Raw genomic sequence first — 15,045 nt, 5'->3', positions numbered from 1 at the left:
CCGTAATATGGATCAAGATTGTTCCAAGGGAGGTTATTTTATGGCGGGAATCGTCTTTTTTGGCTTATTCATTGCGCTCATGTTCTTTATCCTGCATATCGCGGTCTGTGTCTGGGGATATCGGGACTGTATCGGCAGAGGCCGCAGCCAAGAATTTGCTTTAATCGTACTGGTCGGTCTGCTGTTCTTCCCGGTGATGGGACTAATTGTTTATCTATTGATCCGCAATAATTGAGTGTCATGACATACAGATAAGATCCAGTATACAAACAATACGAACGGGCATTCCAGCATCGTTGAAGATGAGGAATGCCCGTATTTTATTGTCCCTATCTCAATCGCTGCCGGTTATGTCAATGAGAACCGTTCCATTCAATGGAAGACGCTGCAGTCCTATAGCGCGTCGGCATTAATCCGCCATCATTTTGCTGGCAAGCTGCGTTCTCGTATTAATTCCTAGTTTCGCATAGATCGATTTCAGATGTTTCTTCACGGTCGCTTCGCTGAGATACAACCGACCGGCAGCCTCCGCATTGGAGCATCCCGCAAGAACCAGTTCAATCACATCCTGCTCGCGAGCCGTAAATTGCTTCATCAAATCGTTCTTGCGCCCGCTCTTTTCTTCCGGAACGACCTCTGCAGGCGCGACTCCTTTCCATTCAAGACCGGCTTTGCGGAGCAATCCTACAAGAAAATCGCGAAGCTTGCTCCCTCTTGTATCGATGGCGTACGTAGGAATTGCGGTAACACCATCGAAATGATAGTGGGTAGCCCCTTCAACGACGTGGAACCCGAGCTCCGGGTACACCTTATTGCTGATCTCCGACGGATAAGGGGAGCAGACGAATATTCCCCCCATGCACATATGAGCAAAAATCAAATTGACACCCTGCGTCCGGGGTAAGGGATTCATGACATCGATAAAATCCATCATCCGCATGAACCAACCAGCCGGCCGATCGCGCGGCGTTTCCAGTCTTTTTCTTTCGTCAGGCGTCAATGCAGCGAAAAACGGCTGACATTGCGGATCTTGTTCAAGCCAAGGGATCGTTTCCGCATGCAGCGGAATGATGACGGACAACGCATGCACGCGCCGTTCCTTGTCCCTTAGCAGCTTCAGCGATTCCGGCGCGAGCCGGAACACTGCTTCTACATCGAGCCATGCGGTATTGTAGCGGAGAGCCTCCACCGTATAATCGATACGAAACTGTTCGCCGGTATCCGGATCGATTTCGACCCCGGAAATGCCTTCTTCGCAATTCTCGCGCCAACGGATAAAATCTAGCGCTTCGGGCAACGTCGACTCCGTTACCGGCTCCCAATAATGGGATTGATCGGCGCTGCCGCTCGCCAGCGCCCGAAGCAGCTTGACGTCGGCGTATCGGAACAGCTCTCCGACTTCCCACGACATTTCCCGGTTTCCCGTAGAACTTAGCAACGCTTCCGCATAATAAATCGCGCTTCGTTCCATGTACCGTTTACATCGTCCCGGGGTACGCTCTCTAAATTGACTACTCGTAATATCGCTCATCAAGTCGTGCAATTGCCAGCCGTTTACCGATTTTTTCACGAAGGATAGCGATTTGAGCCTCTCGAATACATCGACTGGAATATCCTGTTCCATCACGAAAGAAAGCAGCTCCTGGTTGAACCTGCGCAGCACGGATGCTGCCTCCACCACCTCGCGAAGCTCGGTATCGGGAACTTCTTTGAGCCACCTTGCGGCTACTTCTCCAAACCAGTCGGATCCCGGCGCGATGACGGATTCCTCCCCGAAGGACTGCGCGGCTACGGCAAGGGATAATGTCAGCGGATGGCCTTGGGACCTTCTCCACAAGTATTCCATTCGCTCCTCTTCCTCAATGCCGCACAATCTTGCATAACTCATGCAATCTTCCCGGCTTAGATGGCTGAGCGGTATTTGCCATATTGCTTCCCGCCATGCCGGCGATAACAGCCAAGCGCCTTTCAAAGGATGCAGACCCGCGAACATGACTATTGACCCTTCCGGAAGCCACGGGATGAATCGGTCGCGCAGCCAAGCTTCCATATCGAACATTTCCTCGAACGTATCAAAAGCAAGAATGACCCGCCGTTCGCCCGCAATCTGAGAAATATAGTCCAGACATCTTCCTCTCGTATCGCCGTATCCCGCTTCCTTGGTTCGCATCGAATCGTTGCCCGTCATCAAACGAAACAATGCGGAAGTGAGGCTTTCTTCGGTATGCACAAAATCGCGGCTGTCGAGCATAAAGAATGCGGCTCCCGTCTCTTCGGCCAAACGGCTGCACAATCGTAAAAACGTGCTTTTTCCGACACCGCCGGTGCCGTAAATGTGAACGATTTTCGGTTGCTCGTTTGATGTGGATTGCTCCAACAAAATCTTAATATCCTTAATCTCATTCCGCCGACCGACGATATAACGGTTTTCTCGCTGGGCGAATCCGCTTAATTCAAAAACCATAACAACTCTCCCTAAAAGACATACTTCCTAGTATATGTTGACGTTCACGATGTATTGTATGTGGATTCAATCGATTAGTATTTCGGCAAAAAGGCCTGCGAGTCCTGCAAAGCAAAGCCGGAACGACAAAGAAGACACCGGATTCCGGTGCCTTCCTACGATTTCTATCCAATGTGATACTCCCTTTCGACAGGTGCCAGCGGCAGCCAACAACGAAATGAACTTCCGGCACCCAGCTGGCTGTTCACTTCAATGATACCGCCCATGATCTTGCTGAAGCTTTGACTGATCGCGAGCCCCAATCCGGTCCCGCCGTATCTTCGCGTCGTGGAAGAGTCGGCTTGCGTGAACGGTTGAAATAGCTTGTCCACTTGCTCGGGCGTCATACCGATGCCCGTGTCCCGAATACGGAAGCAATAGCCGGAAATATTGTTTCTTGTTTCGCGAGAGACTTCGAACTCAATCGTTCCGTCTTTCGTAAATTTGCTCGCATTGCTGAGCAGATTGATCAAGATCTGCTTCAGCTTTGTCATATCGGTTGTCATGCTGCCTGCAATGCAGCGAGTTTCCAGCAGATTCCCATTTGCCGCAACTAACGGCTTGACCGTTGTCAGTACGTCCTGAATAAGCTCCTCCAGATCGAAGGTTTCGTTATACAGCTCGATTTTGCCCGCTTCAATTTTCGAAATATCTAAAATGTCGTTAATAAGAGCCAAAAGGTGTTTTCCTGATTTACCAATTTTACCAAGATCCTCTACGAACGTTTGTTGGCCAAGCTCCTCGGCTTCCTCCAGCAGCATCTCGCTGTAACCGATGATCGCATTCAACGGCGTCCTCAGCTCATGGCTCATATTGGCGAGGAATTGGCTTTTGATCAGGTTCGCCTTGATCGCTTCATCGTGAGCCTGCTCCAGCTGAACAGTACGTTCGCGCACCAGCTCCTCCAGATGATCGTTCAACTGACGCAGCTCTTGGTTCATGGCGTAAATTTCGTCCGCTTTGGCCTGAATCTCCGAATCTTTATGATTGAATTTTTTGGAGATGAATATGCCGAGAATCGATAAGCCGAGCGTAAACAACGTGCCGGCGGAAATGAAATAGGCGAGCCATTTCTGATCCAACATCATGCCTATGGACCCGGAAGACGGATTCCCCAGATGAAAATGGGCGGCTGCCATGCCCGTGTAATGCATGCCTACGATTGCAGCACCCATAATCAATCCGCTGCCGAACTTCTTCCAGCCGTCTCCTCGCGGAGCGCCTTTGCGAAAATAAAAAGACAGCCATAACGCCGCGATCGATGCGACTAGCGCAATAATGATCGAAAGGGTAAAATAAACCGGGTCATACGAAATATCGACAACCATTGCCGCCATGCCGATATAATGCATCGCGGAAATGCCGGTCGCAAGGAGCACTCCGCCTCCGATCAGTTGACGCCAGGTCACCCGACTTCGCCCGACGACGAATAAAGCAATAAAAGACGCGGCAATAGCTACAAGGACGGATAACACGACGTAAGCCAAATCATAGGCGACCGGAACCGCTAACGAAAAAGCAAGCATGCCGACGAAATGCATCGACCATATTCCCATTCCCATCGCAATGGCGCCGAACGAGAGCCATAACCATCGGTTTCTTCCCAAGGAAGTGCTGATTCTCTCTACCAAATCCAGTACCGTATACGACGCGACAACGGCAACGACGTACGAAAAAACAACGAGCAGCGAATCATAGGAACCATGAACATGCTCCATTCCTTTTCCCCTCTTCTATTGATGTCGTATTTGCTTCATGATACCGATTATGATTCTCCCGTCAAATACATCGTATCTCCTACCCTGACTTCGCCGGCCTGGACAACCGATGCATACACGCCGAAATTCAAGCCCATCTCCTTGTATACGGTCTTCAAGAGAGTCGGGTCCGATTCCAACGTATCCGGATCGATCGTAATCATGGAGCAGCGCTCGCAGAACGAATCCGCATGAAGCTCTGCCGTTCCAATTCTCAATCGCTTTCCGATCCATTCGCTTTCATCCGGCGCGTTATCGGCAAGAACAATGACCAGGTTGGGACGGAAACGTCGTTTATCCAAGCCTTTCCCCCACAGGCTTTCCAGCCTGCGTAACGACTTGTCCGTTACGATCAATATGCTCCCCGTATCAACGGAAAGCAGCTCGGAGCTTCCGGGCTCATGGCTGATCATGGACAGTTTTTTGCTGGAGTAGGCTTGGATCTCATCTAACAGTCGCTCATCCCAATGGAACGATCGCCCATCCGGCGATGCAATTTCGACGTCAGGAAAAGAATGAGCAGTTCCTTCGCCGACGAGCGCTGCCTTGTAGCCTAGCATCTTGGAGCTGTTCCGCGCGGTAAAATATTTGTTCCAGCCTTCTTTCGTTTCATCTATAAATGCATGCGAGCGGTCGCCGTAAATTCCATAGGACTCGATGATGCTGGATTCCACGCGTTCTCCCGCAAACGATTTGACCGGATATCTATAAATCTCGTGGAGTTCGCCTATCGATACGGATGTCAAAACAATTCCTACTTTCTTCTTATAAGGATTTAGCTATCGCACCCCATTATAATCCATTTATGCTGTTTTGCACATGATTTTGAGATTTCACTTTTATAGGCGTTTGCACATACAATGTTTTATTCATAAATGTTAATGGAGGGAATGAATTGAGAGTAACCACAGATACTCAGCAAGCTTTTTTCGAGCATCAATTTTGGCTCCAGATTTTAGGGGATCACGGCCGATTCATCTTTGTCTCCCTGGCACCGAACGAAACGAATGACATTCACCTTGCCCAGCAGTTCATCGGACACTATGACCAGCTGTTGGAAACCTCTCGCAATACGAATACGAACCTAGCCGAGTTAAACCGCCAAGCTTTGCAATTGACTACGGAATTTCGGCAATTCAAGCTGGATTTGCTTAAGCGCAAGCTGCAGGGCCATTTATCTATCGGTTTGCCGCCGACTTTTCTGAATCACATGGTCAATGAATTAGAGGAATATGTGCTTATTTTGAATGAGTTGGTTGCCGGGCGGCCGGTTCCATTGTATAATCCGCTGCATTATGATCTGATTTGGTTATCCGATGCGTCGGGACATGCTGGGGCGATCGCCTCGGGACTGGATCGTGTGGAAAGCGCGCTGATTCATAAAAGCACCGAATATGAAAAACACTTCAACGATTTGTATTTAAAAGCAGTAGAGATGGTGGGATACATGAGAACGATGCTGCAGGATTATCCCGCATTTCGTAGATTCCACCGGGATGTAGACATGGAATTGAGCTTATTCGTTAAATTTCTGCATGAGCTTGAAGAAATGGAAATCAATTCAGAGGTGCTGAGCCGAATGATGCCGTTAATGCCGGACCATATGGCTCGGGAAGAATGTTATTATTTAACGAAATTAGCGCAAACGGGCGTTTTGCCCGCTCCTCATTGCAATCCGGCAAAACCCCGAATATGATTTTGCTGAATTCCCGCCTAACCCAAGCTTCGCCTATTTCGTAACGGCTGGTTACGACCAGGCGGGGCATTTTTTTGCATAAAAGAACGATAATTGTAGACAATAAACGACGGGCCAAAGCCAAATCGAATCCAAAAAAGGAGAATCATAACATGCATCAACTCCAAAACCAAATCAATCAATGCGAGCAAATCGTCCGTCAAATGATGAACCAAACGCAGCAATCGACGCAAATGTACCAGCACATGCTGCAGCAAGAGCAGCAAAACGCGGCTCGCCTGGAAGAGCTGGCGCATCGGGAGCATCAAGCGTCCCAAATGATTCAAACCGTCCTGCAAGGCCATCAAACGGCAATGCAGCAAATGCAGCAAATTCAAGGCATTTGCAGACAACTTGAGCAAAGCATGCAAAGCATGATGTACAATCAAATGAACCAACAACAGGCTTATAACACGAACGCACCGAGCAACACATACAGAAACTTCCAATAAACAGAAAACTCGTCATAAAATCCCCACTAACCTTAAGGCCGGTGGGGATTTTGTTATTGTATCTGAAAGTGTAAGTCTTCGGCGGAGCTGAACCTACGGCTTCAAGACGACTTTAATGCAATCCTCCTCGTGATTGTTAAACACTTGGTAACCATGAGCCGCTTCGTCCAGCGGCAAACGGTGCGTGATGATCGTTTTCGGATCCAATTCGCCGCTTTCGATTTTTTTATACAGTTCAGGCATGTAATGAATGACCGGTGCTTGGCCCATCTTCAGCGTGATATTCCGGGCGAAAAAAGCGCCGAGCGGGAACAGATTGTAATAGCCGCCGTACACACCGGTAATTTGAACGGTACCGAACTTGCGCACCGCTTTGGTGGAAATTTGAATCGGTCCGAGCGTGCCGCCCTGCAGTTTCAGCTTTTGCTCGATGAATTCCAGCGGCGATTTTTTGCCATCCATGCCCACGCAGTCGATCACGACGTCCGCCCCGCCATTCGTGATTTCCTTCAAGTGCTCGCCCATATCGTCTTGCTTCGTGAAGTCGAACGTCTCGACGTCGTTTATCTTCTTGGCATGCTGCAGCCGATATAACTCATGATCCACCGCGATGACGCGTTTGGCTCCCTTCATCCAGGCGAATTTTTGCGCCATGAGCCCGACAGGACCGCAGCCTAGCACAATGACCGTATCGCCCGGTTTGACGCCGGCGTTGTCCACGCTCCAATAAGCGGTCGGAAGCACGTCGGACAGGAACAGCAGCGATTCGTCCTCCAGCTCGCACGAAGGCGGAACGACGAACGGCGTAAAATTGCCGAACGGCACGCGCAAATACTGCGCTTGTCCTCCGGGATAATTGCCGAACTTCTCCGAGTAGCCGAAGTATCCGCCCGAATCGTAATGCGGATTGCTGTTGTCGCATTGGCTTTCCATGTCGTGCTTGCAGTAATGGCAATGGCCGCATGCGACGGTGAACGGGATGATGACGCGGTCCCCTTTTTTCACGCGAGTGACTTCCGGGCCGACTTCTTCGACGATGCCCATCGGTTCATGGCCGATGATGTAGTTATCCGGCAGCGGGAAATTGCCTTGATATAAGTGCAAATCGGAACCGCATATCGCGGTTGATGTAATCCGCACGACGATATCGTCTTTTTTTTCTATAGCTGGCTCCGGCACCTCTTTCACATGAATCGATTTTGCCCCTTGATACGTAACGGCTTTCATGGCGCACCTCACACCTTTTTGTAGTGAATCACACAACATATTCCAGCATTATTATGTTGATTGCATCCGGGGTTTATGCTAGTCAAGATCATGTTGAAAATAACGATTGACACATATTCCCTTGAAATGGTAGTATGTTGTTCCTGTCACTCTAAAAAGGATTGGAGGGTTCAAGTTGTGATTCAAGTACAAGGGATTAGCAAATCGTTCCTGGTGTCGAAGCGGCCATCGGGTCTGTGGCATGCCGTGAAATCGTTATTCCACCGAGAATACACGATTGTGGAAGCGCTTCAGGACATTTCCTTCTCCATCGCCCCGGGCGAGATTGTTGGTTACATCGGGCCAAACGGCGCAGGAAAATCAACCACGATTAAAATCATGAGCGGCATCCTCGTTCCGGACCGCGGAACGTGTTCCATCAAGGGATTTACCCCGTGGCTGGATCGCGTAGCCTACGTAAGGAACATCGGCGTCGTATTCGGACAGCGCTCTCAGCTATGGTGGGACGTCCCCGTCATGGATTCGTTCGAGCTTCTGCGCGACATCTATAACGTCCCGCCGGCGGAATACAAGGATACGCTGGCGCTGCTGATCGACACGCTTCATCTGCAAGACATCATCAATACGCCGGTGCGCCAGCTGAGTCTCGGACAACGAATGCGCTGCGAGATTGCTGCTTCTCTACTCCACAGTCCGAGTATCCTCTTCCTCGACGAACCGACGATCGGATTGGACGCCGTCTCGAAGATCGCCGTGCGTCATTTCATCAAGACGATCAACAAAGAAAAAGGCGTAACGGTCATCCTGACTACGCACGATATGAACGATATCGAAGCGCTCGCGGATCGGATCTTGTTAATCGGCAAAGGCACGTTGCTCTACGACGGCAGCGTTCAAGGGTTGCGCAGCCGGTTCGGGACGAAACGAACGATTACGGCCGATTACCGGGAGAACGCCACGCCTCTGGACATTCCGGGAGCATCCCTTTTATCATGGACGCCGGATCGAGCCGTCATAAGCATAGACACGGAGCAAACGATAATATCGGATGCGATCACCTCCTTGTCCGCCCAGGTGGAACTGCTTGACGTCACGATCGATACCCAGCCGATCGAAGACATTATCGTTCAGATGTATAAGGAGTACCAGCTATGATGAAGGCGTACATATCCGTTTTCAAGCTGCGGATCAACAACGGCTTGCAATACCGCGCCGCCGCGTTAGCCGGTATCGGAACGCAATTTTTTTTCGGCTTTATGTTCATCATGATTTTCGAGGCCTTTTACGCGAATGCAAGCGGCGAGCCCCCGATGACGTTATCCGAAGTCATTACATATACGTGGCTCAAGCAAGCGTTTCTTGCCCTCATTGTTCTGTGGCTTCGGGATAATGAACTGTTCCAGCTCATCACAAGCGGCAATATTGCTTACGAGCTGTGCAGGCCCAGCGGCATTTACGGCTTGTGGTATACCAAGCTGCTCGCCCAACGTTTATCGAGCGCCCTGCTCCGTTGCTTCCCCATTCTGGTCGTCGTTGTTTTTTTGCCCGAGCCGTACGGACTCAAGCTGCCTCCCGATTTTGTTTCGTTCCTCCTGTTTGCCGCCGTTCTAATCGTAGGATTGCTCATGATTGTCGCCTTATCCATGCTGATTTACATTTCGGTCTTTGTCACGATGTCGCCAACCGGTTCGCTGCTGTTGTTCAGCATCTTCGGGGAATTTTTGGCCGGACTGATCATTCCTGTCCCTCTGATGCCCGGCTGGATGCAGCAAATCGTTTATTTGCTGCCGTTTCATTGGACCGCCGATTTTCCGTTTCGCGTGTTCACCGGCAACCTGTCGAAGGATGACGCCATAGTGGGACTCGGAGGTCAGCTAATCTGGCTGGCCGCGCTTGTCGCAATCGGCAAATTCGCCATGGACAAAGCGCTGCGGCGCGTCGTTGTACAAGGTGGGTAACTCGGATGAAACTTTACTTTAAATACATGCTGCTGTTATTCAAAGCGCAAATGCAATACCGTGCTTCTTTTCTTTTTCTTACGCTAGGACAATGCTTGACGCCCTTTACGGCATTCGCCGGTTTGTACTTTATGTTCGACCGATTCGGACAGCTGAAAGGATGGGAACTGCACGAGGTGCTGCTATGCTTCGCAGTGACCATGATCACCTTCTCCATCACGGAGATTTTCGCGCGCGGCTTCGATACGTTCTCAAGCTTGGTCGTAAGCGGGGATTTCGACCGGCTGCTCGTTCGTCCGCGCAGCACGGTCGTACAAGTGCTCGGCTCCCGGTTCGAATTCGCCCGCATCGGGCGGCTGATTCTGAGCACGGGCGTTCTGATCTGGACAGCCGTTCATGTCAACGTCGACTGGACATTGCTTAAGCTGATCTCCCTCCTCTTGATGATCGCTAGCGGCGTCGCCATTTTCACGGGGGTTTTCATTGCAGCCGCCTCCGTCAGCTTTTGGACCGTACAGGGGCTCGAAATCGCGAACATCTTCACCGACGGCGGCCGCGAAATAACGCAGTATCCTTTGAGCATTTATCGTACGTGGGTTCGGCGTTTTTTCACCTTCGTCATTCCGTTCGGCTGCTTTAACTATTTGCCGCTCATGTTTATACTCGGAAGGACGGAAGGCAGCGGCATCCTTTACGCGTTATCGCCTCTGTCTGGATTTCTGTTCCTGATTCCATGCCTGATCGTTTGGCGTATCGGCGTACGCCATTACCGGTCGACCGGTTCATGAGCATTTTGAGCGCTTCCGGCATTTGAACACCCAGGCGGGCGGGACATTCATCCACGTGTGTCCCGTATCCGTAACCTGGAAAAATAATTGGAATCTCTTCTTCAGCAGCAGCGTGTATTGAAAGGCGACGAAGGTGCCGTAGTCGCCTAAACTATCATGAATGCTCTGAAAGATGCGATCCTGCAGTTCAACTGGAAAATTGGCGAACGGCAGACCCGAAACGACGAGATCAAAGGGCCGACCTGTTAGCTTCGCGATTTCAGCGAGCCCCAGCGCATCGTCGTACAGGGGAAGGTGCGGGAAACGTTGCTTCAGTTCCGATTTAAAGCTTTCGTTTTTTTCGAACAAATAGAACTCGCTCCGGGTATCTCGGTGCCGTTCGATATATTCGGTGAACACGCCCGTACCAGGACCAAGCTCGGCGATACGCAGCATTTTGTGCCAAGGGATCGTTGCCGGAAGCATCTTACGAATCAGAAACCGAGAGCTTGGATTCACGCTGCCCACTTGGCCGGAATGTACCAGGAACTCCCCGAGGAAGGAAGGCTTTTTCATTCGACCCCTACTTTCTTCTCCAGCAAATAAACGCTTGTCGCAATGTATATGAGGCAGAGCACTAGCAATGTGATGATCGACGGAAACATGGCGTAAGCGAAAATCGAAACGAATACCCCAACGGCGAAGCTGAGGAACGCAGCGAACAGGGAAAGTCTTCCGAAACATTTTCCGATAAACACGCACGTAAAACTTAAGAACACGATGCCGCTTGCCGCGATGATCCAGTTCAGCAGCAATAGAACCTTCGCCCCGTTCCAGGCAAGCAATGGCTCCGCTCTGAATAAAACGCCTTCTTGGACGAATGCATGCTGTAGCCACAAGCCGATCGCCGCAGCCGCGCATATAAGCAATGTCTCGCAAATAACGGCTATATATTTGGCCAAGAGTAAATACGTCCTTGGAACGGGCAAAGACAATAATTGATAAATGGTCCCTTGTCTCCATTCATCCCGCCATGCGGTAAAACAATGAATCAACGGAATCGCAAGCACGGCGACGAAAATCCCGACATTAAGACTCATGATCAAACTTAACCCATTCGGTGGAACGTACAGGGAAGTCAATAACGTAATCGCAGCATTCAACAAAATAATGGCCCCGAGCGTAACTAATAACGTATTTCTGCGATGTCGCAGATCGGTTTTGAGCAATCGGCTAAACGCGTGCATGGTCATACACCTCTTTAAGAATTTCCATGAAAGCTCGGTTTTTCTGTTGCTTCAGCGCCTCCACATGGCCCGATAGGAGCAGCTTGCCTTCGTGCAGGAAGAGCACATCGTCCAGCAATCGCTCCACTTCACTCACCTCATGGGTCGATATCAGGATTGTTTGGCCCTCCTCCAGGAAATCTTCCATGATGGCGTTCGCGATTTGCTCTCTGGCGAAGAGATCGATGCCGGATAAAGGTTCGTCCAGGAGCAAATATTTGGACTGGCGGCTGAGCGCAAGAAATAGTTTGATTTTGGCTCTTACGCCTTTGGATGCCTCTTTGATGAGCATGCCGGCATGCAACTCGAAAAACTCAAGCAAATGCGCCGCCTTCCGGTCATCCCAATCCCAATACATATCCTTCATATATCGGATTGCGTCCGCCACGCTCATCCACGGATAAAACGCGTCGATGTCCGGAAGTAAGGTCACTAAGCTTCTTGTTTCGATCGAAGGGGATTTTCCGTCGATCGTTATGTTTCCTTTATCAAGACGGATCAGAGCCGCAATTGCTTTCAGTAGCGTCGATTTCCCGGCTCCGTTCGTTCCGGTCAATCCGACGATCTTCCCTTCTTCAACGTTGAATGAGACATGATCTAACGCAATTTTATTCCGGAACGACTTTACGGCTTGATCCACTTTGATCACGAGGATTTCCCCTTTCCAAGTACTTTTTTACGGTTTCCAATATATCTTGATCCGATTTGCCGAACGAACGCAGCATTTCCACGCTTCGGCTTACCGCACCATCCAGTGCCGTCTCCCGCAGCGAATCGAGATACGCCGAATCGGAAGTCATAAAGCTGCCCTGTCCTCTGGCCGTCACGATCAGTTTCATATCCTCCATCTCCCGATAAGCCCGTTGAATCGTATTCGGATTGACGCCTAATTGCTTGGCAAGCTCGCGACGGGAAGGGATCTCTTGCCCTAATCGATAAACGCCGGTAATGAATTTCATCTTGATGTCGTCAATAATTTGCGTATAAATCGGTTCTTTCTGATTAAACTCCATCGCAACCTCCACAAACCGCTCAACACCGTATCACTGTATTATTATATTAGTACAGTAACACGAAATGACAGAAAGTGTCAATCCATCATTCCATGATTTTGGTCTCAGGGCAAGTTCCTGTTCACGATCAGCATCGTTCCTTATATGCAAAAAGCCGCCGTCAACGGCAGCTTTTGTCATATAGCAGTATCAGGACTTCCCCTTGCGCGTTAATGCGGAAAGCTCGCTCCATTCTTCCGAGGTCAAGTCCAGAAGATCGTTAAATTGACCGGCGCCGCGGAGCCATTCGCCCCCGTCGATCGTAATGACCTCGCCGTTGATATATGCGGCATAATCGGAAATCAAATAAGCGGCTAGGTTCGTCAATTCCTCTTTGTCGCCGACGCGCTTCAGCGGGACGCGTTCCACGATTTTCTCCGACAGCTCCGGCGTTGGGACCAGTCGGCTCCATGCCCCTTCGGTCGGGAACAATCCGGGGGCAATGGCGACTTGGCGAATGCCGTATCGCGCCCACTCGACGGCGAGCGATCGCGTAAGAGCAAGCACGCCTGCCTTCGCGGCAGCGGAAGGCACAACGAATCCAGAGCCAGTGGATGCGTAGGTTGTCACGATATTCAGCATCGTTCCGCCACGGCCCTGCTCGATCCACCGTTTACCCAGCTCGAGCGAGGTATAGAATGTGCCGTGCAAAACGATATTCAGCACCGCATCGACCGCTCTAGGCGAAAGAAGCTCCGTCGGGCTCGCGAAGTTGCCGGCCGCATTGTTAATCAGCACATCAATATAGCCGTAATGACGTTCCACGGACTCGATCATCGTCTGCACTTGCTGCGGGTCCCGAACATCGCAGCACGTATGGATGACTTCCTTGTCCTCGCCCCCCATCTCGGCGGCCGCCTGTGCGAGCACCTCCTCCCGTCTGCTCGCAATGGCGAGCTTCGCTCCGAGCGACAGGAACTTTTCGCCCATCGCGCGTCCTAATCCGGTTCCGCCACCCGTAATGAGGACAACTTTATTCTTCAACAATCCTGGTTCGAACATGCCGTCACCTCCTTTCCTATCCTTATGTATTGACATCATCGATCATCCTTGTATAATAGAAATTTCAGTTCAACCCATGCAAAGGAGAACATTCGTGACTTCCAAGACTTCACTTCCGTTGTTGTTGATTAACATGTTTCTGGCGATGCTCGGTATCGGGCTGATCATTCCGGTTCTTCCGGAATTTCTGAAGGAATTCGACGCCGGCGGCCAAGCGGCCGGGTACCTGGTCTCCGCCTTCGGCTTGACGCAATTTATGTTTTCGCCGGTGGCAGGGGATTTGTCCGACAAATTCGGGCGCAAACCGATGATCGTGCTCGGACTTTTCTTATTCGCTTTGTCCAATCTGCTGGCAGCCGTTGCTAACGATTTGTGGCTGCTGTACGTATCGCGGTTGATCGGCGGGATCGGCGCGGCCGCCTTAATCCCTTCCATCATGGCCTATGTCGCGGATATTACGACAGACGCACAGCGTGGCAAAGGCATGTCCTGGCTCGGGGCTTCCATGTCATCCGGATTTATTATCGGCCCGGGTCTCGGGGGCTTGCTCGCTGAATTCGGGATTCGGACTCCATTTTACGCATCCGCTGGAATCGGTCTTCTGGCGATGTTGTGCAGCTTTATTTTATTGCCGGAGTCTCTGTCTTCGGAATTGCGTCTGAAACGGCGTCAATCGGACGAGAAACGGGAAAGTGTTTTCCGCCAGCTCGCGCTTTCGTTTAAATCGCGGTACTTCGTTTTATTATTGATCGTTTTTGCGCTTACGTTCGGACTTACTCACTTCGAAGCGATCTTTCCGCTGTTTGTCGTTCAGAGCTACGGATTCACGACACGCGATATCGCCATCCTTATAACCGTTTGTTCCTTGATCGGTACGTTCAACCAAGTCGTCTTCACCAACTGGCTCACAAAGCGGTTCGGGGAAAAGGCCATTGTCAACTGTACGCTCCTGTTGTCCGCCGTTTCACTGGTGCTCATGCTGTTCTCGGGAAATTTTTATTACGTGATGCTGATCACGATGCTGTTTTTTACGTTTAACAACATCATGCGTCCGACGATCAACACGCTATTGTCCAAGGAAGCCGGCGAAGAGCAAGGATTCGTCGCGGGGATGAACAATGCTTACATGAGTCTCGGCAATATTTTCGGGCCTGCGCTAGCGGGGATATTGTTCGATGTTCATATGAATTTGCCGTACTTATTCGGCGCGATCGTGCTCCTGGCCAGCTGTATCGTGTCGGTCAAATGGATTCGGGTCAAAAAAGATCGGAATTATCTTAAAAAAGCCGGTTAACTAACCTGGCGC

16 protein-coding genes are annotated in these 15,045 nt (G+C 50.6%); 7 read left to right on the top strand and 9 right to left on the bottom strand.

Features of this window, described 5'->3' with window-relative positions; all coding sequences use genetic code 11:
* Positions 1–40: 40 nt before the first annotated feature.
* Positions 41–235 (top strand): PLDc N-terminal domain-containing protein, encoded by a 195-nt coding sequence (locus AC0LWM_RS26865; protein ID WP_474678107.1) that lies wholly within the window; start codon positions 41–43, stop codon positions 233–235.
* A 174-nt stretch (positions 236–409) separates the two neighbouring features.
* Here the strand turns inward: AC0LWM_RS26865 and AC0LWM_RS26860 are convergent, their stop codons facing one another.
* From AC0LWM_RS26860 to AC0LWM_RS26850, 3 genes are all read right to left on the bottom strand, one after another.
* The gene (locus AC0LWM_RS26860) at positions 410–2,464 is read right to left on the bottom strand and encodes a LuxR C-terminal-related transcriptional regulator (protein WP_474678106.1); all 2,055 of its coding nucleotides are present in this window, start codon (positions 2,462–2,464) and stop codon (positions 410–412) included.
* A 164-nt stretch (positions 2,465–2,628) separates the two neighbouring features.
* Entirely contained in the window at positions 2,629–4,221 is a 1,593-nt protein-coding gene (locus AC0LWM_RS26855; protein ID WP_474678105.1) for a sensor histidine kinase, read from the bottom strand.
* 47 nt (positions 4,222–4,268) lie between these two features.
* A complete protein-coding gene (locus AC0LWM_RS26850; protein ID WP_474678104.1) occupies positions 4,269–5,006 on the bottom strand; it encodes an MOSC domain-containing protein in 738 nt (245 codons plus the stop codon).
* Positions 5,007–5,155: 149 nt separating this feature from the next.
* On the opposite strand from AC0LWM_RS26850, the gene AC0LWM_RS26845 reads away from it, so the two are divergent.
* Both AC0LWM_RS26845 and AC0LWM_RS26840 read left to right on the top strand, forming a co-directional pair.
* Positions 5,156–5,956, top strand: coding sequence for a DUF2935 domain-containing protein (locus AC0LWM_RS26845; RefSeq protein ID WP_474678103.1), 801 nt, complete (start codon positions 5,156–5,158; stop codon positions 5,954–5,956).
* Between the two features lie 152 nt (positions 5,957–6,108).
* A complete protein-coding gene (locus AC0LWM_RS26840; RefSeq protein WP_474678102.1) occupies positions 6,109–6,447 on the top strand; it encodes a hypothetical protein in 339 nt (112 codons plus the stop codon).
* 93 nt (positions 6,448–6,540) lie between these two features.
* Here the strand turns inward: AC0LWM_RS26840 and AC0LWM_RS26835 are convergent, their stop codons facing one another.
* Entirely contained in the window at positions 6,541–7,674 is a 1,134-nt protein-coding gene (locus tag AC0LWM_RS26835) for a zinc-dependent alcohol dehydrogenase (protein WP_474678101.1), read from the bottom strand.
* Between the two features lie 177 nt (positions 7,675–7,851).
* Here AC0LWM_RS26835 and AC0LWM_RS26830 point away from each other — a divergent pair, with 177 nt between their 5' ends.
* Genes AC0LWM_RS26830 through AC0LWM_RS26820 form a run of 3 tightly spaced genes read left to right on the top strand, consistent with a single transcriptional unit; the run spans position 7,852 to position 10,420 of the window.
* The gene (locus AC0LWM_RS26830; RefSeq protein ID WP_474678100.1) at positions 7,852–8,829 is read left to right on the top strand and encodes an ABC transporter ATP-binding protein; all 978 of its coding nucleotides are present in this window, start codon (positions 7,852–7,854) and stop codon (positions 8,827–8,829) included.
* A complete protein-coding gene (locus AC0LWM_RS26825) occupies positions 8,826–9,632 on the top strand; it encodes an ABC transporter permease (protein ID WP_474678099.1) in 807 nt (268 codons plus the stop codon). The genes AC0LWM_RS26830 and AC0LWM_RS26825 overlap by 4 nt, the downstream gene beginning before the upstream one ends.
* Before the next feature lie 5 nt (positions 9,633–9,637).
* Entirely contained in the window at positions 9,638–10,420 is a 783-nt protein-coding gene (locus AC0LWM_RS26820; RefSeq protein ID WP_474678098.1) for an ABC transporter permease, read from the top strand.
* On the opposite strand, the gene AC0LWM_RS26815 is transcribed toward AC0LWM_RS26820, so the two are convergent.
* The 5 genes from AC0LWM_RS26815 to AC0LWM_RS26795 all read right to left on the bottom strand — a co-directional run bounded on the left by AC0LWM_RS26815 (position 10,415) and on the right by AC0LWM_RS26795 (position 13,739).
* Entirely contained in the window at positions 10,415–10,975 is a 561-nt protein-coding gene (locus AC0LWM_RS26815; protein ID WP_474678097.1) for a class I SAM-dependent methyltransferase, read from the bottom strand. The two genes, AC0LWM_RS26820 and AC0LWM_RS26815, sit on opposite strands and share 6 nt — an antisense overlap.
* Positions 10,972–11,646 (bottom strand): ABC transporter permease, encoded by a 675-nt coding sequence (locus AC0LWM_RS26810; protein WP_474678096.1) that lies wholly within the window; start codon positions 11,644–11,646, stop codon positions 10,972–10,974. Before AC0LWM_RS26810 ends, AC0LWM_RS26815 begins: the two co-directional genes overlap by 4 nt.
* Positions 11,633–12,334, bottom strand: coding sequence for an ABC transporter ATP-binding protein (locus AC0LWM_RS26805; protein WP_474678095.1), 702 nt, complete (start codon positions 12,332–12,334; stop codon positions 11,633–11,635). Before AC0LWM_RS26805 ends, AC0LWM_RS26810 begins: the two co-directional genes overlap by 14 nt.
* On the bottom strand, positions 12,294–12,698 hold the full coding sequence (locus AC0LWM_RS26800) for a GntR family transcriptional regulator (RefSeq protein ID WP_474678094.1): 405 nt from the start codon (positions 12,696–12,698) through the stop codon (positions 12,294–12,296). The genes AC0LWM_RS26805 and AC0LWM_RS26800 overlap by 41 nt, the downstream gene beginning before the upstream one ends.
* Before the next feature lie 189 nt (positions 12,699–12,887).
* Positions 12,888–13,739 carry an SDR family oxidoreductase gene (locus AC0LWM_RS26795; RefSeq protein WP_474678093.1) on the bottom strand — a complete coding sequence of 284 codons (852 nt, stop codon included), beginning with the start codon at positions 13,737–13,739 and terminating at the stop codon, positions 12,888–12,890.
* Positions 13,740–13,815: 76 nt separating this feature from the next.
* On the opposite strand from AC0LWM_RS26795, the gene AC0LWM_RS26790 reads away from it, so the two are divergent.
* Entirely contained in the window at positions 13,816–15,033 is a 1,218-nt protein-coding gene (locus AC0LWM_RS26790; protein ID WP_474678092.1) for an MFS transporter, read from the top strand.
* Positions 15,034–15,045 lie beyond the last annotated feature (12 nt).

This window comes from Paenibacillus sp. sgz302148, from assembly GCF_056120465.1.
The sequence above is the reverse complement of the archived record's forward strand: the minus strand, read 5'-3'. Positions and strand labels throughout refer to the sequence as shown.

Excerpts from the sequence above, each read along its gene's own strand:
- AC0LWM_RS26855 (WP_474678105.1), bottom strand. The coding sequence starts at position 4,221 with ATGGAGCATGTTCATGGTTCCTATGATTCGCTGCTCGTTGTTTTTTCG.
- AC0LWM_RS26815 (WP_474678097.1), bottom strand. The coding sequence starts at position 10,975 with ATGAAAAAGCCTTCCTTCCTCGGGGAGTTCCTGGTACATTCCGGCCAA.
- AC0LWM_RS26790 (WP_474678092.1), top strand. The coding sequence starts at position 13,816 with ATGCAAAGGAGAACATTCGTGACTTCCAAGACTTCACTTCCGTTGTTG.
- AC0LWM_RS26840 (WP_474678102.1), top strand. The coding sequence starts at position 6,109 with ATGCATCAACTCCAAAACCAAATCAATCAATGCGAGCAAATCGTCCGT.
- AC0LWM_RS26820 (WP_474678098.1), top strand. The coding sequence starts at position 9,638 with ATGAAACTTTACTTTAAATACATGCTGCTGTTATTCAAAGCGCAAATG.
- AC0LWM_RS26860 (WP_474678106.1), bottom strand. The coding sequence starts at position 2,464 with ATGGTTTTTGAATTAAGCGGATTCGCCCAGCGAGAAAACCGTTATATC.
- AC0LWM_RS26795 (WP_474678093.1), bottom strand. The coding sequence starts at position 13,739 with ATGTTCGAACCAGGATTGTTGAAGAATAAAGTTGTCCTCATTACGGGT.
- AC0LWM_RS26835 (WP_474678101.1), bottom strand. The coding sequence starts at position 7,674 with ATGAAAGCCGTTACGTATCAAGGGGCAAAATCGATTCATGTGAAAGAG.
- AC0LWM_RS26810 (WP_474678096.1), bottom strand. The coding sequence starts at position 11,646 with ATGCACGCGTTTAGCCGATTGCTCAAAACCGATCTGCGACATCGCAGA.
- AC0LWM_RS26800 (WP_474678094.1), bottom strand. The coding sequence starts at position 12,698 with ATGGAGTTTAATCAGAAAGAACCGATTTATACGCAAATTATTGACGAC.
- AC0LWM_RS26865 (WP_474678107.1), top strand. The coding sequence starts at position 41 with ATGGCGGGAATCGTCTTTTTTGGCTTATTCATTGCGCTCATGTTCTTT.
- AC0LWM_RS26825 (WP_474678099.1), top strand. The coding sequence starts at position 8,826 with ATGATGAAGGCGTACATATCCGTTTTCAAGCTGCGGATCAACAACGGC.